This window comes from Streptomyces xiaopingdaonensis, from assembly GCF_000262345.1.
GTDB lineage: Bacteria > Actinomycetota > Actinomycetes > Streptomycetales > Streptomycetaceae > Streptomyces > Streptomyces xiaopingdaonensis.
The window spans coordinates 24,487-48,268 of sequence record NZ_AJTQ01000169.1 but is presented as its reverse complement, the minus strand read 5'-3'; the positions used below and the strand labels follow the sequence as shown (position 1 = coordinate 48,268).

Annotated in this window: 19 protein-coding genes and 1 pseudogene; 15 read left to right on the top strand and 5 right to left on the bottom strand. The window is 73.7% G+C overall.

Annotated elements, in window-relative coordinates; genetic code table 11:
* The first annotated feature begins 33 nt into the window (after positions 1–33).
* Positions 34–1,509 (top strand): amidase, encoded by a 1,476-nt coding sequence (locus tag UWG_RS0114005; RefSeq protein ID WP_016907848.1) that lies wholly within the window; start codon positions 34–36, stop codon positions 1,507–1,509.
* A 7-nt stretch (positions 1,510–1,516) separates the two neighbouring features.
* Here UWG_RS0114005 and UWG_RS0114000 read toward each other — a convergent pair whose 3' ends face one another.
* A complete protein-coding gene (locus UWG_RS0114000; RefSeq protein ID WP_016907847.1) occupies positions 1,517–2,230 on the bottom strand; it encodes a FadR/GntR family transcriptional regulator in 714 nt (237 codons plus the stop codon).
* Between the two features lie 284 nt (positions 2,231–2,514).
* Here UWG_RS0114000 and UWG_RS0113995 point away from each other — a divergent pair, with 284 nt between their 5' ends.
* Both UWG_RS0113995 and UWG_RS0113990 read left to right on the top strand, forming a co-directional pair.
* Positions 2,515–3,099 carry a gluconokinase gene (locus UWG_RS0113995; protein ID WP_016907846.1) on the top strand — a complete coding sequence of 195 codons (585 nt, stop codon included), beginning with the start codon at positions 2,515–2,517 and terminating at the stop codon, positions 3,097–3,099.
* Between the two features lie 69 nt (positions 3,100–3,168).
* Complete coding sequence (locus UWG_RS0113990) at positions 3,169–4,569, top strand: GntP family permease (RefSeq protein ID WP_016907845.1); 1,401 nt, start codon at positions 3,169–3,171, stop codon at positions 4,567–4,569.
* A 56-nt stretch (positions 4,570–4,625) separates the two neighbouring features.
* Here UWG_RS0113990 and UWG_RS0113985 read toward each other — a convergent pair whose 3' ends face one another.
* Positions 4,626–5,969 carry a polysialyltransferase family glycosyltransferase gene (locus UWG_RS0113985; protein ID WP_016907844.1) on the bottom strand — a complete coding sequence of 448 codons (1,344 nt, stop codon included), beginning with the start codon at positions 5,967–5,969 and terminating at the stop codon, positions 4,626–4,628.
* Positions 5,969–7,009: a glycosyltransferase family 2 protein gene (locus UWG_RS0113980; RefSeq protein WP_016907843.1), complete on the bottom strand. Its 1,041-nt coding sequence runs from the start codon at positions 7,007–7,009 to the stop codon at positions 5,969–5,971. The genes UWG_RS0113985 and UWG_RS0113980 overlap by 1 nt, the downstream gene beginning before the upstream one ends.
* A gap of 235 nt (positions 7,010–7,244) precedes the next feature.
* Here UWG_RS0113980 and UWG_RS0113975 point away from each other — a divergent pair, with 235 nt between their 5' ends.
* The 11 genes and pseudogenes from UWG_RS0113975 (at position 7,245) to UWG_RS0113925 (ending at position 20,622) form a co-directional block, all read left to right on the top strand.
* Entirely contained in the window at positions 7,245–8,582 is a 1,338-nt protein-coding gene (locus tag UWG_RS0113975) for a DUF6716 putative glycosyltransferase (protein WP_016907842.1), read from the top strand.
* A gap of 124 nt (positions 8,583–8,706) precedes the next feature.
* A pseudogene (locus UWG_RS0113970) lies at positions 8,707–9,438 on the top strand (acylneuraminate cytidylyltransferase family protein); the annotation flags it as partial.
* Positions 9,439–9,556: 118 nt separating this feature from the next.
* Positions 9,557–10,513: an N-acetylneuraminate synthase family protein gene (locus UWG_RS0113965; RefSeq protein WP_016907840.1), complete on the top strand. Its 957-nt coding sequence runs from the start codon at positions 9,557–9,559 to the stop codon at positions 10,511–10,513.
* Positions 10,494–11,609, top strand: coding sequence for a hypothetical protein (locus UWG_RS0113960; RefSeq protein ID WP_016907839.1), 1,116 nt, complete (start codon positions 10,494–10,496; stop codon positions 11,607–11,609). Before UWG_RS0113965 ends, UWG_RS0113960 begins: the two co-directional genes overlap by 20 nt.
* A 117-nt stretch (positions 11,610–11,726) precedes the next feature.
* Positions 11,727–13,100 carry an amidohydrolase gene (locus UWG_RS0113955; RefSeq protein WP_033196133.1) on the top strand — a complete coding sequence of 458 codons (1,374 nt, stop codon included), beginning with the start codon at positions 11,727–11,729 and terminating at the stop codon, positions 13,098–13,100.
* Between the two features lie 278 nt (positions 13,101–13,378).
* The gene (locus tag UWG_RS0113950; protein ID WP_016907837.1) at positions 13,379–14,410 is read left to right on the top strand and encodes a BMP family lipoprotein; all 1,032 of its coding nucleotides are present in this window, start codon (positions 13,379–13,381) and stop codon (positions 14,408–14,410) included.
* A 202-nt stretch (positions 14,411–14,612) separates the two neighbouring features.
* Positions 14,613–16,295 (top strand): ABC transporter ATP-binding protein, encoded by a 1,683-nt coding sequence (locus tag UWG_RS0113945; RefSeq protein ID WP_420235630.1) that lies wholly within the window; start codon positions 14,613–14,615, stop codon positions 16,293–16,295.
* Complete coding sequence (locus UWG_RS0113940) at positions 16,292–17,431, top strand: ABC transporter permease (RefSeq protein ID WP_016907835.1); 1,140 nt, start codon at positions 16,292–16,294, stop codon at positions 17,429–17,431. Before UWG_RS0113945 ends, UWG_RS0113940 begins: the two co-directional genes overlap by 4 nt.
* Positions 17,428–18,750 carry an ABC transporter permease gene (locus tag UWG_RS0113935; protein WP_016907834.1) on the top strand — a complete coding sequence of 441 codons (1,323 nt, stop codon included), beginning with the start codon at positions 17,428–17,430 and terminating at the stop codon, positions 18,748–18,750. The genes UWG_RS0113940 and UWG_RS0113935 overlap by 4 nt, the downstream gene beginning before the upstream one ends.
* On the top strand, positions 18,747–19,181 hold the full coding sequence (locus UWG_RS0113930; RefSeq protein ID WP_016907833.1) for a cytidine deaminase: 435 nt from the start codon (positions 18,747–18,749) through the stop codon (positions 19,179–19,181). Before UWG_RS0113935 ends, UWG_RS0113930 begins: the two co-directional genes overlap by 4 nt.
* A gap of 166 nt (positions 19,182–19,347) precedes the next feature.
* Positions 19,348–20,622 carry a thymidine phosphorylase gene (locus UWG_RS0113925; RefSeq protein WP_016907832.1) on the top strand — a complete coding sequence of 425 codons (1,275 nt, stop codon included), beginning with the start codon at positions 19,348–19,350 and terminating at the stop codon, positions 20,620–20,622.
* Positions 20,623–20,682: 60 nt separating this feature from the next.
* Here the strand turns inward: UWG_RS0113925 and UWG_RS0113920 are convergent, their stop codons facing one another.
* Positions 20,683–22,005 carry an MFS transporter gene (locus tag UWG_RS0113920; RefSeq protein ID WP_016907831.1) on the bottom strand — a complete coding sequence of 441 codons (1,323 nt, stop codon included), beginning with the start codon at positions 22,003–22,005 and terminating at the stop codon, positions 20,683–20,685.
* A 92-nt stretch (positions 22,006–22,097) separates the two neighbouring features.
* Here UWG_RS0113920 and UWG_RS0113915 point away from each other — a divergent pair, with 92 nt between their 5' ends.
* The gene (locus tag UWG_RS0113915; protein ID WP_016907830.1) at positions 22,098–23,039 is read left to right on the top strand and encodes a LysR family transcriptional regulator; all 942 of its coding nucleotides are present in this window, start codon (positions 22,098–22,100) and stop codon (positions 23,037–23,039) included.
* 7 nt (positions 23,040–23,046) lie between these two features.
* Here UWG_RS0113915 and UWG_RS0113910 read toward each other — a convergent pair whose 3' ends face one another.
* Positions 23,047–23,733: an alpha/beta hydrolase gene (locus UWG_RS0113910; RefSeq protein ID WP_016907829.1), complete on the bottom strand. Its 687-nt coding sequence runs from the start codon at positions 23,731–23,733 to the stop codon at positions 23,047–23,049.
* Positions 23,734–23,782 lie beyond the last annotated feature (49 nt).

The following is a 23,782-nucleotide window of genomic DNA, read 5'->3' as shown; positions in this document are numbered from 1 at the left end:
GTCCCCGGGGCGCCCGCCGTGGAGGTGGGCACCGTGGCGGAGAGTACGGAACCGGTGGTGCGCGCCCCCGGGCTCGCCGAGCAGGCGCGCGCCCTCGCCGCGGGCGAGACCACCTCGCGCGCGCTCACCCGGCGCGCCCTCGACCGGATCGCCGCGACGCAGCCGGTCGTCAACGCCTTCCGCCTGGTGCGCGAGGAAGCCGCGCTCGCCGAGGCGGACGCGGCCGACGCCGCGCTCGCGCGCGGCCTCGCGGGTTCCGAACGCCCGCTGCTCGGCGTGCCGTTGGCAGTGAAGGACGACACCGACGTGGCGGGCGAGCCCACCGCCTTCGGCTGCGGCGGGGCCTTCCCGCCGAAGGCGTGCGACGGCGAGTCCGTGCGCCGTCTGCGCGCCGCGGGCGCTGTGATCGTCGGCAAGACCAACAGCCCCGAACTCGGACAGTGGCCCTTCACCGAGGGCCCCGTCTTCGGCGACACCCGCAACCCCTGGAACCCGGACCACACCCCCGGCGGCTCCTCGGGAGGCTCGGCGGCGGCGGTCGCGGCGGGGCTCGTGGCCGCGGCGCTCGGCTCCGACGGGGCGGGCTCCGTGCGCATCCCCGCGGCCTGGACGCACCTCGTCGGGATCAAGCCGCAGCGCGGGCGCATCTCCACCTGGCCGGAGGCGGAGGCGTTCAACGGGATCACGGTCAACGGGCCGCTCGCGCGCACCGTCAGGGACGCCGCGCTCCTCCTCGCCGCCGCCAGCGGCAACGCACCCGGCGACCTCCACAGGCCCGCACCCGTCGACGTGCTCCCGGCTGCCGACCGCCCGCCCGAGCGTCTCCGCATCGCCCTCTCCACCGGCATGCCCTTCACGGCGACGCCGAAGGCCCTCGACCCGCTCGTCGAGTCGGCGGTGCGCGCTCTCGCCGAGCGGCTGGCGCTGCTCGGCCACCGGGTGGAGGAGGCGGAGCCGCGATACGGCCCGATCGGCCTCACGTTCGTACCGCGGGCGACCGCCGGCGTGCGCACCTGGTCCGAACGCGCCCCCGAGCGCCGTCTGTTGGACCCGCGCACGCTCGGTGCCGTCCGCACCGGGCGGCTGCTCGGCGGTCCGATCCTGCGTGCGGCCCGGGCAGCGGAGACCCCGCTGCGGCGCCGCGTCGGCCGCATCTTCCACCGGTACGACGTCGTCCTCGCACCGACCACGGCGACGCCGCCTCCGAGGGTGGGCGCCTTCACCGGGCTCAGCGGCTGGCGGACCGACCGCACGATGATCGCCCACTGCCCCTACGCCTGGCCGTGGAACGTCCTCGGCTGGCCGGCCGTCAACGTCCCCGCAGGGTTCGCGCCCGCCCCCGTGGACGGGGGACGCGGCCCCGGACTCCCGCTCGGCGCCCAGCTCTTGGGGCCCGAAGCGAGCGAGCCGCTCCTCGTCTCGCTCGCCGCCGAGCTGGAGGCGGACCGGCGCTGGCACGAGCGGTGGCCCGACGAAGCGCTGCTGCACCGGTCTGCGGGACACCCGTAGCGTCCGGTCAGGGCGCCAGGACGTCGAGCTCCGCCATCGCGTCGACCGTGATGTTGCGCATCACCGACTCGGCGCGCTCGCCGTCCCCCTCGCGCACCGCCTCCGCCACCTGCACATGCATGGTGACGGCCTCCTGCCGCGGATCGCTGAACATGACGTCGTGGCGGGTACGGCCGGTGAGGACGGCGGCGACGACGTCGCCGAGGCGCGCGAACATCTCGTTGCCCGAGGAGTTGAGGACGACGCGGTGGAAGGCGACGTCGTGCTCCAGGTACTCGCCGAGCCGGTGCCCGCGGGAGGTGGCGACCATGCCGAGGGCGTGCTCCGTGAGTTCTGCGCACTGCTGCGGCGTCGCGCTCTCGGCGGCGAGCCTCGCCGCCGCCGGCTCGACGGCCGACCGCAGGACGGTGAGCGAGCGCAGCTGGCGCGGGCGGTCGGCGCCTGCGAGGCGCCAGGTGATCACCTGCGGGTCGTAGACGTTCCACTCCGCCGTGGGCAGCACGGTGAGGCCGACCCGTCGGCGCGACTCCACGAGATGCATCGACTCCAGGACGCGGACCGCCTCGCGGACCACGGTGCGGGAGACCTCGTACCGCTCGGCGACCTCGTCGGTGCGGAGCACGGTGCCCGGCGGGTACTCGCCCGCGGTGATCGCGGGACCGAGCGCGTCGAGGAGGCGGGCGTGCAGCCCCTGCCCGCGGCTGTCCGCCTGCTCCGCCATCGGCCTGCGCTCTCCTGTCCGCTCTTCGCCCGGAAGTGCCCAGCTTACGCAGGCTGCCGCGCCCCCTCCCCGGGGAGGCGGGGAGCGTGGCAACCGTCACGCGCTTTAAGTATGACTTTTTATGGCCCACCTCTTGAATACGTGTGATCAGTCGGGTTGAGTGGCCGAGGCCGAAGCGACGGCCGGTGCCGCCGCGCGACGCCGGGAGCCGCCGTACGCAGCGGACTCCGGCCGGTCCGCACAACCAGGGCGCACGCCCGAGAGCCGTATCCAGCGAGGTAGCGATGAACGCCGCGAGCGCCGCCCCTGTGGTGGTCGTCATGGGAGTGGCGGGCACGGGGAAGACGACGGTGGGCGAGCTGCTCGCCGCCGAACTCCGCGTCCCCTACGCGGAGGCCGACGACTTCCACCCCCCGGCCAACATCGCCAAGATGTCCTCCGGCGTCTCCCTCGACGACGACGACCGGATCCCCTGGCTCGACGCCATCGGCGAGTGGGCGCACGGCAGGGACGGGTCCGGCGGCGTCGTGAGCTGCTCCGCGCTCAAGCGGGCCTACCGCGACCGGCTGCGCGCCGCGGCGCCCGGCCTCTTCTTCCTGCACCTCGTCGGCGACCGCGAGTTGATCGCCGAGCGGATGCGGGGCCGGCAGGGCCACTTCATGCCGCCCGAACTCCTCGACTCGCAGTTCGCGACGCTCGAGCCGCTCGGCTCCGACGAGTCGGGCACCGCCGTCTCCGTCGACCAGCCCCCCGAGGCGGTGGCGCGCGAGGCGCTCACCGCGCTCGGTGCCGGAGCGTCGGAGGGGCACGACCCCGATCCCCGCGCCTCCGGCGAAGAGGCCCGCAGCGGCGGCGCGTCCGCCGGGTGAGCCTCCCCGCGCGCCGCCCACGCGGCGCGCCACACCCCTCTTCGACCCCCTGTCCGTAAAGGAACTCCCGTGCGTCATCTCAGCGTCGAGATGCTGGCAGCAGGCGATTCGGCCGAGAAGATAACCTCGGCGGGCGACCTTCAGCTCGGCATCGCCGTTCTGGTCGGCATCGCCGCGATCGTGCTGCTGATCACCAAGTGGAGGCTGCACGCCTTCCTCGCCCTCACCATCGGCTCCCTCGTCCTCGGCTCGGTGGCCGCCGCCTCCCCCGACAAGACGATCGAGAGCTTCACCGCGGGACTCGGCGAGACCGTCTCGGGCGTCGGCGTGCTCATCGCACTCGGCGCCATCCTCGGGAAACTCCTCGCGGACTCGGGCGGCGCCGACCAGATCGTCGACACGATCCTCGCCCGCACCGGGAACCGGGCGATGCCCTGGGCGATGGTCCTCATCGCCGGGATCGTCGGACTCCCGCTCTTCTTCGAGGTCGGGATCGTCCTGCTCATCCCCGTGGTGCTGCTCGTCGCCAAGCGCGGCCAGTACTCGCTGATGCGGATCGGCATCCCCGCACTCGCAGGACTCTCCGTCATGCACGGCCTCGTGCCGCCGCACCCCGGCCCGCTCGCCGCGATCGACTCCCTCGACGCCGACCTCGGCGTCACGCTCGCGCTCGGCGTCCTCATCGCGGTCCCGGTGGCGGTCATCGCGGGGCCGCTCTTCGCCCGGTACGCCGACCGCTGGGTCGACGTCACGCCGCCCGAGGGCCTCGTCCCGCAGCGTCCCTCCGAGGAGCTGAAGCGCCGCCCCCGCTTCGCCGCGACGCTGGCGACGGTGCTGCTGCCGGTCGTGCTGATGCTCGCCAAGGCGTTCACCGACGTCATCGTCGACGACCCCGAGGCCGGGGTGCAGCGTGTGATGGACGTCGTCGGCTCGCCGATGATCGCGCTCCTCGCGGCCGCCGTCGTCGGGATGTTCACGCTCGGGCGGGCCGCCGGGTTCGGCACCCAGCGGGTCGCCACCACGGTCGAGAAGTCGCTGGTGCCGATCGCCGGCATCCTGCTCATCGTGGGCGCGGGCGGCGGCTTCAAGCAGACGCTCATCGACATCGGCGTCGGCGACATGATCCTCCGCTTCTCGGAGGACTGGAACATCTCCGCGCTCCTCCTCGGCTGGCTGATCGCCGTCGGCATCCGCCTCGCGACCGGTTCCGCCACCGTCGCGACGATCTCGGCCGCCGGCCTCGTCGCGCCGCTCGCCGCCGACATGTCCAGCACGCACACGGCGCTGCTCGTCCTCGCCGTCGGCGCCGGCTCGCTCTTCTTCAGCCACGTCAACGACGCCGGATTCTGGCTGGTGAAGGAGTACTTCGGGATGGACGTCGGGCAGACGGTGAAGACGTGGTCGGTGATGGAGACGCTGATCTCGGTCGCCTCGCTCGTCTTCGTGCTGCTGCTCTCGCTGGTGTTGTAGCCGGACGGCGGCCCCGACGGCGCGCGCTCCCGGTGGCGGGGGCGCGCGCCGTCGTGCTACCCCGTCACCGCCTGCCGCAGCGAGCGCGGAGCGCGGCGCGCGAGCCGGCGGACCCTGGGGTCGCGCACCATCCGGGTCAGCGCCGGCGGTAGTGCGCCCGGGAGGCCGAGGACGGCGAGGCGGCGGCGGTCGAAGTAGCGGAGGAGGGCCGGTTCTGAGCGCCGGGCCGACAGCAACAGCTCGGCCTCGCCGCGCAGTTCGGGGTGGAGCCGTGGCCGCATCGCGAACCCCACGGCGCGGACCAGCGCGGTGACCCCTCCGGTGGCCGCGAGGTCCGCGGCCGGTGTCGCCTCCGGGTCGCCCAACTCGGGCAGGAGCGCGTCCGCGAGGGTGACGGGGACGCGGTTGCTGTTCTCGTACGGCGCGAGCCGTCGCAGCAGCATCCCGGTTCCGGTGCGTGCGACGGGGATGCCGTAGCAGGCGGCGGCGGTGAAGAGGCCGGTGGAGAAGCACCCGGCGACGAGGGCGGGGCGGGTGCGGGCGCAGAGCGTCTCGGCGAGGACGGGCGCGTCGAGCACGGTGAGGTCGACGCCGAGCGCGTCGGCCGCGTCGCGCAGCGCGTCGGTGTAGCGGAGCGGGGCCACCGGGTGCGGCTTGAAGAGGACCGTGCGGTGTCCGCGCGCGGCGGCGCCGCGCACCATCGACAGGTGGAGCTGCTCCTCCTCGTCGTGGCTGAGGATGCCGAGCGCCCCGAGGTACTGCCCGAGCAGGAGCGCGCCTCCGTGCGGCGCCGCCTCGACTTCGGCGGGCGCGGCCCGCGCGAGGCGGTCGAGCACCGAGCGGAAGGCGTCGAGCGGCACCACCCGGGCCGGTACGCCGAACTCGCCGAGCAGCAGCGGACGCAGGCCCGGTACGAGGTCGAGGTGGAGGAGGCGGTCGATGCGGGAGCCGACGAGCGGGTCGAGCCTGTTGCGGGTCGGCCCGTAGCTCATCAGTCCGTCGGCGTAGACGGTGACGGGCGCGTCGGTGAAGATCCGGCAGAGCGCGAGCGCCGGATCGACCTGGATCGACTCCACGACGAGCTCCACCTCGTCCTCGCCGAGCCCCCACAGCCGCCGCAGGTGCCGCTCCCAGAGCGGGACCTCGTCGGCGCGGGGCGACCAACCGCCGGGGTGGAGCGGCCTGATGGCGTCGTTCCACGACGCGACGGAGTCGAACGCGCCCCGCAGCACGGCGAATCCGGGCGCGGCGTCGAGCGCCGGCGTGGTCTCGGGCACGGCGGCGTTGTTGCTGACGAGGAGGAGGCGCCGTCCCGCGGGCCCGAGGAGCCCCGACTCCTCGGCGGCGACGAGGGTGGCGGCGCCGTAGAGCGTGGAGGCGAGGAGGATTCTGGTGCGCATCAGACGGAGGCTCCGTTCGCTGCCCGGCGGGCGGGGCCGGCGCCGTCGGGGGAGAGGCGCGGTACGCCGGCCGGCGGCGCCGCGCGCGTGGGGCGGCGCAGCAGCCGGCGCAGCCGGGCCGCGCGTGGCGCGTCCATCGCGTGGAGCGCCTCGTCCCGCACGGCGGGCGGGAGGGTGCGCAGCGCTGCCGCGCTGCGTGCGCGCAGCAGGCGGGCCACGCGCGGTTCGAACCGGCCGCTGGTGAGGTGGTGCGCGATGATCGCGCAGTAGGTGCGGACGGCCTTGGGGAGGAGCGCCGCGGCGTCGCGGTCCTCGGCGGTCTCGGTGACGACCTGGTCGAAGGCGCGGAGGAAGTCGAGTTGGCGTACGTCGCCGATCTGGGTGAGGGAGGAGGCGACGCCGCGCCTGTAGAAGACCCCGAGGAGGCCGACGGCCGCGAAGGACTCGGCCTCCCGGTGGAGCCGCCAGATCCACGGCCGGTCCTCCGCGGTGCGCAGGCCCTCGGTGAAGTGGAGGAGCCCGCGGTCGAGGAGGCGGCGGTGGTAGATGCCGGCCCAGGCGTACGCGTAGTCGACGGAGGTGGTGCGGTCGGCGGGGAGGATCGCGCCGCGCGGGTCCTCGACGACCTCGCGGCGCCCGTGCGGCACGCGCGCGATCGTGCGGGACCTGCCGGTGCACCGGACGTGATCGGTGCGGAGGAAGTCGCAGCGCAGCTTCTCCGCCGCGGAGAGGAGCCGCGCGTAGTAGCCGGGCGCGAGCCAGTCGTCCCCGTCGAGGAAGGTGACGAACTCGCCCTCGGCGCGCGCGAGTCCGGAGTTGCGCGCGGAGGCGAGGCCGCCGTTCTCTTCCCGCGGCACGAGCACGGCGCCTTGGAGTTCCCTTTCCGCCTTTTCCAGGAGCGCGCGTGTGCCGTCGGTCGAGCAGTCGTCGACGAGGAGGAACTCGACGTCCTCGCCGGTGTTTTCCTGCAGGCTTGCGAGAGTGTCGGGTGCGTAGTCGCGCACGTTGTAGAACGGCACGATGACGGAGAGCTTGACCACGGGGAGAAAGGCTAGGCCCGCGTCGGCGCAGGGGTGTGTCCTGGTGTGATCGCCGTGGTGAACGGCGCATGGCGGGCAGGTGAACCGCCCCGCGGTGCGCCGTTGTTCACCGTCTGTTGCCTTTCCGTTCGGCCTCCGGGGATTTCTGCTCCCTAATGTCTTCGGCGTGCTCACAGGTACTTTTGCAGAAGCCGTCGGTGAAAACTCGGCGCATTCCGCGCCGCAGCGCGTCGCCGTGCTCGCGGATTCCGACACGCGCTGGAAATGGGGCGCGCTCACCGCACGCAGGCTTGCGCCCGGGGCGCACCTCGACGGCCTGCTGCTGCGCGGCAGGGCGACGCCGACGCCGCGCCAGCTCGCCGAAGTCGACGCCGACGCCGACTCGTTGCGCGAGGTGACGACGGCCGAGTTCGTCCGCGCCGCCGCCGAGCGGGACCCCGGGTACGACGCGATCGTGCTCGCCTGCGTGGGCGGCGCGGTGCAGTCGATGCTGCACGGTGCGGCGGCCGCGCAGCGCGCCGCCGCACCGGGGGCGGGGCCGCTGCGGCGCCCCGTGATGGTCACCGGGTACGTCGGCGTCGTCTACGAGAAGCTCGCCGACGGGCTGCTGCTGCGCCACGGCGCCGACGTCGTCCTCGCCAACTCGCCCGCGGACGCGGCCCGTTTCCGCGAGGTGTACCGCGGGGCAGGGGCCGACCCGGACGGCGTGACGGAGTGCGCGCTCCCCTTCCTCGACGGGGCGCACGAGCCGGGGGTGCCCCAACCTGCGGACACGGGGCGCCCGTTCACGGTCGTCTTCGCCACCCAGCCGTCCGTCCCCGCAGGCCGTGCGGACCGGCGCTATCTGCTGCGGCGCGCCGCGGAGCACGCGCGGGCGCACCCCGATCGCCAGGTGCTCGTCAAGTTGCGGAGCAAACCGGGCGAGCAGACCACGCACATCGAGGAGCAGCCCTACCAGCGGCTGGCCCGCTCGCTCCCCGGCGGCCTGCCGCCCAACTGCCGCCTCGTCCACGGGCACATGGGGGAGGTGCTGGAGCGGACCGACCTGCTCGTCACCGTGAGTTCGACGGCCGCGCTGGAGTCGCTCCACCGCGGCGTGCCGACGGCGGTCCTCACCGACCTCGGTGTCCGCGAGGCGCTCGGCAACCACTACTTCCTCGGCTCGGGGTGCCTCGCCTCCTGGGACGAGCTCGACGCGGGCGCGCTCCCCGAGGCGGACGGCGAGTGGTGCGCCCGCGAGGGGGTGCTTCCGCCCGGGGGCGGGAGCACGGGGGAGTGGTACGCGCACGCCTTCGACGCGGCCCGCGCCCGGGTCGCGCGCCTCGTCGCGCGGTCGGCCGGTGCGGGACTGCCGCCGCTCGCCCCGTGCTACACGCCGCGCACCGCCCCCGCGCACCTCGCCGCCGTCCTCGCGCGCTACGGCCTCGACCCGCAGGGCGAGCCCCTGCGGCGCTCGGCCTCGACCGCACGTCCGAGCGCCCTGCGCCGCGCGCTCCGTACGACGGCGCGGGGCGCGTACCGGCACGGGGTGCAGCGGGTGGCGCCCGTCGTGCGCCGGCTGGGGGAGCTGTGAGCCGGCCGCGGTGCCGACGGCACCGACTCCCGTACGGCGCGGTCCCGTTGGGGCGCTCCGTGCCGTACGCAGCCGGCGCGTGCCCACGCTGCCTCCGCCCCGTCCTCTTCGCCAGGGAGCCCGAATGACCCACCGCGACCGGCCCGAGGTCCTCGCCGTCGTCCCCGCGCGGGGCGGCTCGAAGGGCGTGCCGGGCAAGAACCTCGCCGAGGTCGGCGGCGCGCCGCTCGTGGTGCGCGCCGTGCGCGCCTGCCTGGCTGCGCCGCAGCCGACCGCCGTCGCCGTCTCCACCGACGACGCCGGGATCGTCTCCGCCGTCCTGCCGGAGGGCGCCGAAGCGGTCGAGCGTCCGGCGCACTTGGCGGTGGACACCGCGGGGAGCGAGGCCGCCGTCCTCCACGCGCTCGACGTCCACGAGGCGCGTACGGGCCGCACCGTCGACGTGGTGCTGCTGGTGCAGTGCACGAGCCCGTTCGTCACGCCGGGTGACGTCGCGGGCGTCGCCGGCGCGGTGCTCGGCGGCGCGGACAGCGCGCTGAGCGTCGCGCCGTTCCACGGCTTCGTCTGGCGCGACGAGCCGGGCGGCGCACGCGGCGTCAACCACGACAGCAGGCACAGGCCGCGCCGGCAGGACCGTCCCGAGGACCTGCTGGAGACGGGCGCCGCCTACGCGATGCGCGCCGACGGCTTCCGCGCCGCACGGCACCGCTTCTTCGGCCGCACCGTCCCCGTGCGGACCGAAGCGGCACGCGTCCTGGAGGTCGACGAACCCCACGACCTGGCGCGCGCCCGCCTCCTCGCCCCGCTCCTCGACGCCCCGGCGCACGCCGGGCCCGAGCCCGCTCCCGCGCACGCGGGAGCGGCCCAACCGCCGCCGCGGGCAGCCGTATCGGCGTCCGACGCGGCGACCTGAGCACGCCACGCAGACCCGCGCCGCGGACCGCGGCGCACCGAAACCGAAGGGAAACCCGAAGATGAGCACCACCCCGACCACCACCCGCCAGCGGACGCTCGGCAGCCGCCTCGCGGGCCCCGGCCGGCCCGTCTACGTCACCGCAGAGATCGGCATCAACCACAACGGCGACCTCGACAACGCCCTCCGCCTGATCGACGCCGCGGCCGAAGCGGGCTGCGACGCCGTCAAGTTCCAGAAGCGCACGCCCGAGGTCTGCACCCCGCGCGACCAGTGGGACGTCGAACGCGACACCCCCTGGGGCCGGATGACGTACCTGGCGTACCGCCACCGCGTCGAGTTCGGCGAGGAGGAGTACCGCGCCGTCGACGAGCACTGCGCCGAGCGCGGCATCGACTGGTTCGCGTCGCCGTGGGACGTCGAGTCCGTCGCCTTCCTCGAGAAGTTCGACGTGCCCGCGCACAAGGCGGCCTCGGCCTCCCTCACCGACGACGACCTCCTGCGCGCCATGCGGGAGACCGGCCGCACGGTGGTCCTCTCCACCGGCATGTCGACGCCCCGCCAGATCCGGCACGCCGTCGAGGTGCTCGGCAGCGAGAACATCGTGCTCTGCCACGCCACTTCGACGTACCCGGCCCCGGCGGGCGAACTCAACCTGCGCATGATCCACACGCTCCAGACCGAGTTCCCCAACGTCCCGATCGGCTACAGCGGCCACGAGACCGGCCTCCAGACCACCCTCGCCGCCGTCGCGCTCGGCGCCGTCTTCGTCGAGCGGCACGTCACCCTCGACCGCGCGATGTGGGGCTCCGACCAGGCGGCCTCCGTCGAGCCCGGCGGGCTGCGCCGCATGGTCAGGGACATCCGCACCATCGAGGAGTCGCTCGGGGACGGCGTGAAGCGCGTCTACGAGAGCGAGTTGAAGCCGATGCAGAAGCTCCGCCGGGTGCCCGGCGTCGTCGCGGAGCAGGGCGGGGCGCCCGGGGAGGGGGTGGACCGTGTCCCGGCGGCCGTCTAGCCGTACCGGCGCGACGACGGGCGCCGCCGGCGGGAGCGCGGGCGCCCCGCGTGCCGAAGGGCGCACTCTCGCCTTCGCCGAAAGCCCCGCGCAACTGCTCAACCTCCTGGAGTGGGCGCACCTCACACGTCCGCAGGACCTCACGCTCGTCGTGCTGCCGCCCGGCGACCCGATGACGCGGGGCCAGTTGCGCCGCATGGTGGAGCTGGCGAGGGACGAGGGCCACCCGGTGCGCTGGCAAGAGGCGCGCGGAGGGGCGCTCGCACCGCTCAGGGCCGCGGTGTCGCTCGCCGCCGAACTCCGGCGCGCCGCGCGCCTGGTGATCGGCGATCCCTTCTCGCGCTACCTCCAGGTCCTGCTCAACCTCGCCGGCGCCGCACAGGCGGTGGTGGTCGACGACGGGACCGCGACGATGGAGTTCGCCTCCCAACTGGCCCGCGGGGAACGGCTCACGCGCTGGCACCGCACCGGGCGGGGCGGCGCCCGCGCGCTGCTCTTCGCTCCGGTCTCGCACGGCGCGCGCCGACGGCTCACACCGGGCCCCGCGCGCGAGGTGGAGGTCTTCAGCGCCATGCCGATAGAGCCGCCCCCGGGCGTGCGGCTGCGCACCAACGCCTTCGCGTGGACCCGCGAACGGTTCGGCCCTCCGCTTCTCACCAAGGGCGCCGACCTCGTCGGCACCTCGCTGGTGGAGACCGGCGTCGTCGACCAGGAGCGCTACGTCGAGGCGGTGGCCCGCCTCGCCGGGGAGTACGGCGCCACGCGCTACTTCGCGCACCGCAGGGAGGCGAGCGGCAAGCTCCAACGCGTCGCCTCCGCGGCCGGGTTGCAGATCGCCCGTCCCGACCTGCCGCTGGAGCTCGCCGCACGGCGGGGCCCCGTGGGGCGGACGATCCTCAGCTTCCCCTCCACGGTCGTGCACACGCTCCCGCTCGCCCTCTCCGGTACGCCCGTGACGGTAGCGGTGCGCGACGTCGACCCCGCGTGGTTGACGCCCGCCGCCGCACCGGGAGCCAAGGGGTTCCTCGCGCGGGTGGCGGAGTCGGCCACCGGCGTCCGCTCTCTCGGGCCCGAACCGGGCGCAGCGAGCGCATAACGATACCCAGCCTCAAACGGGAACAACCGCCGCCCAGGCTATTCTTCTTCCCCTGTGGGGCTGAACTTTGGTGGATCACCGGCCAGTTGCCCCCGTGATGCGCCTAGTCTTCGCACCATGAACGAACTCCTGTCGTCCCACACTCCGGAGGTGGACGCCCCCGACACCCCGGCAGCGGCGGCTCCGGACCACAGCCGCACGCCGCAAGCCGCTCCACCGGAACGCCCTCACCCGTCCGACGCCCCGCAGTTCCCCGGCGCCGAACGGCTCCCCGCAGGCAACCCGGAGATGCCCGAACTCCCGGGCGCGCTCCCCGAATCGCTCCGCCGCGAACTCGTCGCCTTCCGGCGGGACCTCCACATGCACCCGGAGCTGGGCAACCAGGAGTTCCGCACGACGTCGGCGCTGAAGGCGCGGCTGGAGCAGGCGGGGCTCGCACCGCAGGTGCTCTCCCTCGGCACCGGTCTCGTCTGCGACATCCACCCGGGGCTCGCCTCCGAACCCCCCTCTCCCGACCGCCCGATGCTGGCGCTCCGCGCGGACATCGACGCGCTCCCCATCCCCGACACCAAGGACGTCGGCTACCGTTCGACGGTCCCCGACCGGGCACACGCCTGCGGCCACGACGTCCACACCACCGCCGTCCTCGGCACCGGCCTCGTCCTCGCCGACCTGGCGCGCGCGGGGGCCCTGCCGTGCTCGGTGCGGCTCCTCTTCCAGCCGGCCGAGGAGCTGTTGCCGGGCGGTGCCCCCGACGTGCTGGAGTGCGGCGTCCTCGACGGCGTCGGCCGCATCCTCGCCGTCCACTGCGACCCCCGGGTCGAGGTCGGACAAATCGGCCTGCGCTCGGGCGCGATCACCTCCGCGGCCGACCGCGTGGAGGTGGCGCTCATGGGCCCGGGAGGACATACGGCGCGGCCCCACCTGACCACCGATCTGGTCACGGCCGCCGCGAAGTTGGCGACGGACGTCCCCGCGCTCCTCGCCCGCCGCGTCGACGCGCGTGCCGGGCTCGCGCTGACCTGGGGGCGGATCGCCTCGGGACACGCGTGCAACGTCATCCCGCAGCGCGCCGACCTCTCCGGCACCCTGCGCTGCCTCGACCTCGACTCCTGGCGCACGGCACCCGACCTGGTCCACGCGGCGGTCGACGAGGTCGCCGCGCTCCACGGCGCCAAGCCCGAGCTCACCTACGTCCGCGGGGTGCCCCCCGTGGTCAACGAACCGGGCGCCACCCAGCTCCTGCAGCGCGCGATGGCCGCACGGCGCGGGGCCGAGGCCGTCGTCGGGACCGAACAGAGCCTCGGCGGCGAGGACTTCTCCTGGTACCTGGAGCACGTCCCCGGCGCGATGGCGCGGCTCGGGGTCCGCAGGCCCGAGGAGCACCGCACCCGCGACCTCCACCAGGGCGACTTCGACGCGGACGAGCGGGCCGTCACCGTCGGCGTCGAACTCTTCACCGCCGCCGCGTTGTTGGACGCGGCGCGCTGAACACCCGCGGCTCCGGGGCCGGTTCGGCTCCGGAGCCGCGAAGGAAGGGCGCGCACCACCCAACCTCCGTGCGTCCCCGGCGGTTTGGTCCTCGCTGCTCTCACTGCGCGTCCACTCGGCACCGCGCTGCGTCACCCTCTGCGGGGGTTACGCGCGTGGGTCACGCGACGATACGGTAACGGCGCTTCCCCATGCCTTTACCTGAAATCTACGCGCGTTAATCTGACCCCGGACCAGCGCCGGAAGCGGCGCGCGGAAAAGCTGAAGGGGACGTCCTCTTGCGTCGGGTAACCAAGCTCGCTGCCGCGGCCTGCGCGACCGCGGCTCTCGCACTGACCACCACTGCCTGCGGCGAGAGCTCCACGGAGTCCGCCGCGGAGGGAGACAAGGGTGTCGGCCTCGCCTTCGACGTCGGCGGCAAGGACGACCACTCCTTCAACCAGGCGGCAAACCGCGGCATGTTGAAGGCCACCAAGGAGTTGGACCTCGGCAACAAGACGCTCACCGCCTCCAACGACGAGACGGAGGCCACCCGCGAGCAGCGCCTCACCCAGCTCGCCGAGGCCGGCTACAACCCGGTCGTAGGCGTCGGCTTCGCCTACGGAAAGTCGATCAACAAGGTCGCCAAGGACTTCCCCGACACCACCTTCGCCGTGGTCGACGCGGAGTCGAACGCCGACAACGTCTCCGGGCTGCTCTTCTCCGAGCAGGAGGCGTCCTACCTCGCGGGCGTCGCCGCGGCGAAGAAGACGAAGACGAAGAAGGTCGGCTTCATCGGCGGCGTCAACAACGCGCTCATCCAGAAGTTCGAGGCGGGCTTCGTCCAGGGCGTCGAGGAGACCGACTCCAAGATCAAGCTGACGTCGCAGTACCTCTACCCGACGAACATCAAGGGCTTCAACGACCCGAAGGCCGCGAAGGACAAGGCCAAGGGCATGCTCGACCAGGACATCGACGTCATCTACTCCGCCGCAGGCCAGTCGGGCACCGGCGCGATCGAGGAGATCAGCAAGAAGAAGGGCGCCTGGGCGATAGGCGTCGACTCCGACCAGTACGAGCAGCCGGGTCTGGAGAAGTACCGCGACTCGATCCTCACCTCCGCGGTGAAGAACGTCGACATCGCCGTCTACGAGCTGATCAAGAGCGTCGACGAGGGCAAGCCGCTCCACGGCACCCAGAACTTCACCCTCAAGGAGGATGGGGTCTCCCTCGCCACCTCCGGCGGCTTCATCGACGACGTCCAGGACGACGTCTCCGCCGCGAAGAAGAAGATCGTCAACGGCGACATCAAGGTCCGCACCTCCCCGTGACCCGCTGATCCTCGCGACCCGCTGAAACCTGCCCGCCGCCGGGCACTCCGCCGCGTGCGCGGACGGCCGGCGGCGGGCGCGAGCGGCGGACGCCGAGCCCGCCGGCACGACCCCAACTCCCCCCGCGGCAGCGGGCACTCCGGCCGCCCCCTCCTCCTCCGGCCGCCCGCGCGCGAGCCGACCGAAAACCCGAGGTGCCGTCATTTCCCCAGCCAGCACCCCCCAACGCGCCGCACCCGAAAGCGCCGGGCAGCACCCGTCGGCGGTCGAACTCCGGGGGATCACCAAGCGCTTCCCCGGTGTCGTGGCCAACCACGACATCGGCATCACCGTGCGCCGCGGCACGGTCCACGCCCTCGTCGGCGAGAACGGCGCGGGCAAGTCGACGCTGATGAAGATCCTCTACGGCATGCAGAAGCCGGACGAGGGCACCATCGCACTCGACGGCGAAGAGGTCTCGCTCCACACCCCGGCGGACGCGATCGCGCGCGGCATCGGCATGGTCCACCAGCACTTCATGCTCGCCGACAACCTCACGGTCCTGGAGAACACGGTCCTCGGCGCCGAACGCCTCCACGGCATCGCGGGCCGCGCCCGCGCGCGCATCCAGGAGATCTCCGAGAAGTACGGCCTCGGCATCCGCGTCGACACGCTCGTCGAGGACCTCGGCGTCGCCGACCGGCAGCGCGTCGAGATCCTCAAGGTCCTCTACCGCGGCGCCCGTACGCTCATCCTCGACGAGCCCACGGCGGTCCTCGTCCCGCAGGAGGTCGACGCGCTCTTCGACAACCTCAGGGAGCTGAAGGCCGAGGGGCTCACCGTCCTCTTCATCTCGCACAAGCTCGGCGAGGTGATGTCCGTCGCCGACGAGATCACGGTGATCCGCAGGGGCACGACCGTCGAGACCCTCACCCCGGAGCGCACGAGTCCGCGCCAGCTCGCCGAGCTGATGGTCGGCAGCGAGCTCCCCTCGCCGGAGACGCGCGAGTCGACCGTCACCGACGTCCCCGTACTCCGGGTCGACGGGCTCCGGTTGGCGGCGACCGACGGAGACGGCGTCGCACGGACGGTCCTCGACGGCGTGTCCTTCACCATCCACCGCGGCGAGGTGCTCGGCATCGCGGGCGTGGAGGGCAACGGCCAGGCCGAGCTCGTCGAGGCGGTGATAGGCATCCGCGAGCCGGAGTCCGGCGCCGTGGAGCTCGACGGCACGGACCTCGCGCACGCCTCCACCCGCACCCGGCGCGAACAGGGCATCGGCTACATCCCCGAGGACCGCCAGCGCCACGCGCTGCTCCTGGAGGCGCCGCTCTGGGAGAACCGCATCCTCGGCCACGTCACCGAGGCGCCCAACTCCCGCGGCAGGCTCCTCGACCCGCGCGGCGCCCGGCGGGACACCGAGCGCATCGTCGAGGAGTACGACGTGCGTACCCCCGGCATCGACGTCCCCGCCGCCAGCCTCTCCGGCGGCAACCAGCAGAAGCTCATCGTCGGCCGGGAAATGAGCCACGAGCCCAAGCTCCTCATCGCGGCCCACCCCACCCGCGGCGTCGACGTCGGCGCACAGGCGCAGATCTGGGACCAGATCAGGCAGGCGCGACGGGAGGGCCTCGCCGTGCTCCTCGTCTCGGCCGACCTCGACGAACTCATCGGCCTCTCCGACACCTTGCGGGTGATGTACCGCGGCGCCCTCGTCGCCGACGCGGACCCCGCGGCGATCACACCGGAGGAGCTCGGCTCCGCGATGACGGGCGCCGCCAGCGGCCACCTCGTCCACGAGGACGACGAGCCGCCCGGGCCCGGCGCTCCACCGCTCCCCGGCCAGCGCAGCCCGCAGGCCGACGAAGAACGAGGCCCCGACGACGAAGGGGGTGAGGCGAGGTGACCCGCCCCGCCGGCCGCGGCTCCGGGCCGCGCAGGATCGACCCGCAGGCCGTGGTGCAGGCGCTCGCCGCACCGCTGCTCGCGATCGTCGCCGCTCTGGCGATCACCTCGCTCGTGATCGGCGCGACGGGCAAGGACCCGTTCCACGCGTTCCAGGTGATGCTCGACTTCGGCTCGAAGAGCGACAGCCAGATCTGGATCGTCAACAAGGCGATCCCCTACTACCTCTCGGCGGTCGCCGTTGCCGTCGGCTTCCGCATGAACCTCTTCAACATCGGGGTCGACGGCCAGTACCGCATCGCCGCCTTCGCCGCCGCGGTCGTCGGCGGCGCGGTCTCGCTGCCCGGCTTCCTCGCGCTGCCGCTGGTGCTGCTCACGGCGATGGTCGTCGGCGCCGTCTGGGCAGGGATCGCCGGGGTGCTCCGCACCACGCGCGGGGTGAGCGAGGTGATCACCACGATCATGCTCAACTCCATCGCCGGCTCTCTCATCGGCTACTTCCTCCAGGAGGGCAGGCTCGCCGAGAAGGAGGGCAACCTCTTCCACACCCCGTACCTCCCTGAGGCCACCCGCTTCTTCACCCTCCCCACCGACCCGGACCCGATCTACGGCACGATCCTGATCGCGCTCGTCATCGGCGTCGCGTACTGGTTCGTCCTGGGGCGCACCCGATTCGGCTTCGACCTGCGCGCGGTCGGGCGCTCGGAGTCCGCGGCCACCGCGAGCGGCGTCAGCGTCCGGCGGATGATCGTGACGAGCATGGTGCTCTCGGGGGCCGTCGCCGGCCTCGTCGGGATGCCGACGCTCCTCAACGAGTCGTTCAACTACGGCACCGACTTCCCCGCGGGCATAGGCTTCACCGGCATCGCCATCGCGCTGCTCGGCCGGAACCACCCGATCGGGATGGCCCTCGGCGCCCTGCTGTGGGGCTTCCTCGAACGCACGGGAACACAACTGGAGTTCGAGGGATACGCCCAGGAAATCGTCGGTGTGATGCAGGGCGTGATCGTGCTCTGCGTCGTCATCGCTTACGAGGTGGTACGCCGCTACGGCCTGCGCAGGCAGCAGCGGGAGGTCGGCGCCGAACTCGCCGCCTCCCCGGGCGCGGGCGGCGAGAAGGCGGAGGTGTCGGCGTGAGTGCGCCCCTGAAACCCCAACAGGCCCCCGGACGGCAGAAGTTCGCCGTCCTCCGGGCCACGCTCACCCGCGGCGGCGAGGCGAAGGGCGCCCGCGGGAAGCTGACGTACCCGCAGATCCTGCTCCTCGTCGCCGGCGGCCTCGTCGCGCTGTCGCTGCTGCGCATCGTCACCGGAGCCAACCAGCTCACCGCGAGCGGGCAGTACTCCGCGGCCCTCGGCGCCGCCGTCCCGATCGGCCTCGCCGGGCTCGGCGGGCTGTGGGCGGAGCGGGCCGGCGTCATCAACATCGGCCTCGAGGGCATGATGATGCTCGGCGCCTTCTCGGCCGGGTGGCTCGGCTGGCAGTACGGCCCCTGGGTGGCGGCCGTCGCGGGGATCGCGGGCGGCGCGCTCGGCGGGCTCCTCCACGCCGTAGCCACCGTCACGTTCGGGGTCGACCACATCGTCTCCGGTGTCGCGATGAACATCCTCGCGCTCGGCGTCGTGCAGTTCCTCGCGAAGCTGTGGTTCGGCGCCGAGGGGAGCGAAGCGGCGGCGCAGGGCGGCAACGACAAGCAGTCCCCACCGATGGACTCGATGCCGACGTTCACCGTCCCGGGACTCTCCGACGGGCTCAAGGCGGTCGAGGAGCACCACTGGTTCCTCGTCTCCGACGCCGCAGGGCTGCTCGGTTCGCTCGTCAGCTCGGTCTCCTGGCTCACCGTCCTCGCCGTGGCGGTCTTCGTGGCGAGCTTCTTCGCGCTCTGGCGCTCGTCGTTCGGGCTGCGGCTGCGGTCCTGCGGCGAGAGCCCGGTCGCGGCCGAGACGCTCGGCGTCAACGTCTACCGCTACAAGTACGCGGCCGTCGTCGTCTCGGGCGCCCTCGCGGGGCTCGGCGGGGCCTTCCTCGCCATCGACGTCCACATCTACCAGGACCAGCAGACCGGCGGCCGCGGCTACATCGGCCTCGCCACGATGATCTTCGGCAACTGGCGCCCCGGCGGCGTCGCCATGGGAGCCGGCCTCTTCGGCTTCATGGACGCGCTCCAACTCCGCTCCGGCGGGCCGACGGTGCACGCGCTGCTGCTCCTCGTCGCCGTGGTGCTGCTCGCCATCGCGCTCGCCAAGCTCCGTTCGGGGCACCGGCTCCAGGCCGCGCTGAGCACGGTCACCGCCGTGCTGCTGATTGTCTGGTATGCCCTTACCGACACCATCCCGCTGGAGTTCGTCGAGATGACCCCCTACGTCGCCACCCTCCTGGTGCTCGCGCTCGCCGCCCAACGGCTGCGCGCACCGAGAGCCGTCGGCAAGTCCTACCGCAGAGGACAGGCCCAGTGACCGCAGGACCGCACATCCCCGAGAGCGGGACCCCGTCCGAACAGCCCGTCGACTGGCCCGCGTTGCGCGCCCTCGCCCGCGGTGCCATGGCCCGCGCCTACGCGCCGTACTCCGGCTACCCGGTGGGCGCGGCCGGACAGGTCGACGACGGCACCACCGTCTCCGGTTGCAACGTGGAGAACGCGTCGATCGGCCTGAGCCTCTGCGCCGAGTGCGGGCTCGTCTCCGAGCTGTACGCGCGCGGCGGCGGGCGGCTCACGGCCGTCAGTTGCGTCGGGCAGGACGGCGTGCCCGTCGCGCCGTGCGGCAGGTGCCGCCAACTGCTGTGGGAGCACGGCGGTCCCGGCCTGCTCGTCGACGGGGCGGCCGGCAGCCGCAGGCTCTCCGAGCTCCTCGCCGACCCCTTCACACCGGAGCACCTCGCCCGCTGAACCACCGTGCCGGACGCACGGGGGACGTCCGGGGCGCACGCCCACCCCGGAGCGCCGCGGGCGCGCGGAGACCCCCGCGCCCGATTCCGCACGCCTGCCGCACACCGTCCGCGGCCGCGGCGCGGCCCGGCGCGCCCGGCCCCAACCACACGACCGAGGAGTGCAGATGGACGCCATCTCCGTGATCCGCACCAAGCGGGACGGCGGCGAGCTCACCGCCGAGCAGATCGACTGGATCATCGCCGCCTACACCAGGGGCGAGGTGGCGCACGAGCAGATGTCGGCGCTCGCGATGGCGGTCTTCCTCAACGGCATGTCCCGTACGGAGACCGCCCGTTGGACGGCGGCGATGATCGCCTCCGGCGACCGCATGGACTTCTCCTCGCTCCCCGAGCCCACCACGGACAAGCACTCGACGGGCGGCGTCGGTGACAAGATCACGCTGCCGCTCGCCCCGCTCGTGGCGGCGTGCGGCGCGGCCGTACCGCAGCTCTCCGGGCGCGGACTGGGGCACACCGGCGGCACACTCGACAAGCTGGAGTCGATCCCCGGCTGGCGTGCAGGGCTCACCGCGGAGGAGATGCTCGACGTCCTCCGCGAGACCGGCTGCGTCGTCTGCGCGGCCAACGAGCGGCTGGCGCCCGCGGACCGCAGCCTCTACGCGCTCCGTGACGTCACCGGCACCGTCGAGTCGATCCCGCTGATCGCCTCGTCGATCATGTCGAAGAAGATCGCCGAGGGGACCGACGCGCTCGTCCTCGACGTGAAGGCCGGCTCCGGCGCCTTCATGAAGACGCCCGAACAGGCCCGCGAACTCGCCCGCACCATGGTCGAGTTGGGCACCGACCACGGGGTCCGTACCCGCGCGCTGATCACCGACATGTCGACCCCGCTCGGCCGCACCGCCGGACACGCGCTGGAGGTCCGCGAGTCCGTCGAGGTGCTCGCGGGAGGCGGCCCCGACGACGTCGTGGAGCTCACCCTCGCGCTCGCCCGCGAGATGCTCGACGCCGCCGGACTCGCCTCGGCCGACCCCGCCAAGGCGCTCGCGGACGGCTCCGCGATGGACCACTGGCGCTGCATGATCACCGCGCAGGGCGGCGACCCGGACGCCCCGCTGCCCGCCTCCCGCGAGCGGCACACCGTCACGGCGCAGGAGGCCGGCGTCCTCACCGAGCTCGACGCCTACGCCGTCGGCGTCTGCGCCTGGCGGCTCGGCGCCGGACGCAGCCGCAAGGAGGACCCCGTCCAGGCGGGGGCCGGTGTCGAACTCCACGCCAAGCCGGGCGACTCCGTCACGGCGGGCGCCCCCCTGCTCACCCTGCACAGCGACACCCCCGAGGCGTTCGCGTATGCGGCGGAGGCGCTGGAGGGCGCGGTCGCCGTCGACGAAGCGGGCGCCTTCACGAAGCAGCCGGTGGTGCTGGAGCGGATCGCCTGAGACGTCGACTCCCCCTCCGCGGCCGCAAGTGCGGTGCGCCGAGGGGGAGTCGGGCGGGCCTCAGGCGGCGGCCCCGACCGCCACGCGGTTCGCCACGACGGCCTTGCGCGTGGCGTAGAGCGTGACGCACCCGGCGAGCGCCATCGAGCCGAGCCCCAGCGACGCCGTGGCCGCCCAGCCGCCGGCCGCGAAGGCGAGCGCGCCGAAGGCGCCGCCGAGGGAGCTGCCGAGGTAGTACGCCATCGTGTAGAGGGCGGACGCCTGCGCCTTGCCCTCCGTCGCCGTCTGGCTCACCGCGCCCTGCGCCACCGCGTGCCCGGCGAAGAACCCGGCGGTGACGAGCACGAGGCCCGCGACGACGCCGAAGAGGCTGTCGACCATGCTGAGCAGCAGCCCCGCCGACGCGGTGCCGACGCCGAGGTAGAGAGTGCCGCGCCGCCCGAGGCGCGCGTTGAGCCGCCCTGCCGTCGCCGAGGCGAGCGTCCCCACGAGGTAGATGACGAAGATCGAGCCCACGAGCCCCTGCGAGAGCGAGAACGGCTCCTCGACGAGCCGGTACCCGATCACCGTGTAGACAGAGCCGAAGACGCTCATGAAGAGCAGCCCGATCGCGTAGAGCCGCAGCAGCAGCGGGTTGCGCAGGTGCCGCCCGACCGTCCGCGCCATGGCGGCGGGCCGCAGCGGTACGGGCGTGAAGTGCCGCGGCTCCGGCACCAGCAGCCGGAAGGCGACGGCGCAGAGCAGCGAGGTCAGCGCCACGGCCATCAGCCCGGCGCGCCACCCCCACGCCTGCGTGACCCACCCGGTGAGGATGCGCCCGCTCATCCCGCCGACGCTGTTGCCCGCGACGAACAGCCCGACGGCGCCCACGAGATGGCGTCGGCGCACCTCGTCGGAGAGGAAGGCGAGCGCCGACGCCGGCACCCCCGCGACCGCCACGCCCTGGAGGGTGCGCAGCGCGACGAGCGCGCCGAGCCCGGGCGCGAACGGGACGACGAGCGCGAGTGCGACGGCCGCCGCCATCGAGACCGTCAGGATGCGCCGGCGGCCGAACCGCTCGGAGAGCGCGGCGAGCGGCAGCACGGCGGCGGCGAGGCCGATCGTCGGCCCTGAGACGGTCCAACTGGCCTGGTCGGGGGAGGCGTTGAGGTCCCGGGAGATCTCCGGGAGGAGCGCCTGAGTCTCGTAGAGGAGGGCGAAGGTGGCGAGTCCTGCGGCGAAGAGCGCGAGGCGCATCCGGGTGTGCCCGGGGTCGCCCGGCGACAGCTTCGTGGCATCGGTGTCCGCTGCTCCGGGGTCGCCGGTGCGCGGTGCGGGTGCGGGGTGGTCCTCGGAGGCGGCGTCCGAACGCGGCTCGGACGCCTTGGTATCAGCAGCAGGCATACGTCGAACTTACGGCCGGCTGTTTCATGCGTCCAATGCACGGAACTGCGAAAATCAATCCATTCATGCATCAGCACAGTTCAGGAGGGGATATGTCATCGCCGGGTCACGAGAATGACATCTCTGTCACAACGGGCTGGGCGGCGTCGCTCGCCCCGCGCCTCGCGCAGTTCGCCGCCGTCGCCCGCCTCGAGCACGTCACCCGCGCGGCGCACGAACTCGGCGTCCCCCAGTCGACGTTGAGCCGCTCCCTCACCCGGCTGGAGCGGGAACTGGGCGTCGCGCTCTTCGCCCGGCACGGCAGGGCGCTCTCGCTCACCCCCGCGGGACGCACGTTCCTCGCCTCGGCCGAGCGTGCCCTCGCGGCCGTCGAGGGCGCGGCCGAGTCCGTCCGCACCGACGCCGACCCGGCAACGGGGAAGGTCGCCTTCGGCTTCCTCCACACCCTCGGCTGGGAGACGGTCCCGAGCCTCCTCCGCGACTTCCGCGCCGAGCACCCCCGGGTGCGCTTCTCCCTCGTGCAGACGTACGGCGACGCGATGCTGGAACGCCTGCGCGCGGGCGAGTTGGACCTCTGCCTCACCTCGCCGCTGCCCGCGGCGCCCGACCTCGTCTCCCGCCGCCTCGACGAACAGCGGCTCCGACTCGTCGTCCCCGACGACCACCCGCTCGCCCGCCGCAGACGCGTGCGGCTCGCCGAGGCGGCGGGCGAGTCCTTCGTCACGCTGGAGCGCGGCTACGGGATGCGGCGCATCCTCGACGACCTCTGCACGCAGGCCGGCTTCCGTCCGCGGATCGCCTTCGAGGGCGAGGAGTCGGAGACGATCCGCGGCCTCGTCGCGGCCGGCCTCGGCGTCGCGCTGCTGCCCCCGGCGCCCGTACACCGCCAGGGGGTCCACGAGTTGACGGTGACGGCACCGCGCGCCTTCCGCGAGATCGGAGTGGCGTGGCTCGCCGGGCACCAGGACACCTCGCCCGTCGCGGCGTTCAAGCGGTTCCTGCTGGCACGCAAAGGGCGGCTGCTCTCGGAGTGAGTCGGGCTCACAGCCGCAGCGACCTGCCGAACCCGGAGGCGAGCGGCATCCGCAGGCCGATCGGCGGCGGGGCCGCCATCGCGTCGGCGAGCGGCCTGGCGAAGTCGAGGTCGCAGAGCGTGCCGCGGACGAAGTCCCGGGCGAGCGCGGTGACTTCGAAGCGGTGCTGCCGCAGCGCGTGGCCGTCCGAGTGGACCTCGAAGCGGCAGACGTCCGCGTTGACCTTCTTGGCGCGCTCGGCGAGGCGGTAGGAGAGCTCGGGTTCCGTGCGCTGGTCCTCGGTGCCGTGCGCGATCAGCACCTTGCGCCCGAGGAGCTGCCGTACGGGCTCGGGCTCCCCGGACTCCGGCAGCCGCGGCCCCAGCGCCAGCACGGAGGCGACGGCGGGGTGCCCGGCGGCCTGGAGCGCGGCACGGGCCCCCGTGTCGACGCCGGCGAGGCAGACGGGCACGTCGCCGTAGCGGCGGCCGACCTCCTCGACGGCCCACCGCGCGTCCTGCACCGGCAGGCCCTCCTCGCCCCAGCCGCGGCAACGGAGGCGCACCGGGTGCGCGAGGAGCGGCTCCGCGCCGCGGACGAGCCGGCGCGCGAGCGTGCGCGCGGTCCAGGCGGGCGCCGCGCGTTGGCGACGCAGGCTCGACGTCTCCCCACCTCCCGGCAGCACCAGGACCACCGCGTGCGGTGCGGTCCCCACGGGCCCCGCGGGGCGGCCGAGACGTGCTTCCCTGACGGGCGTCGCTCGC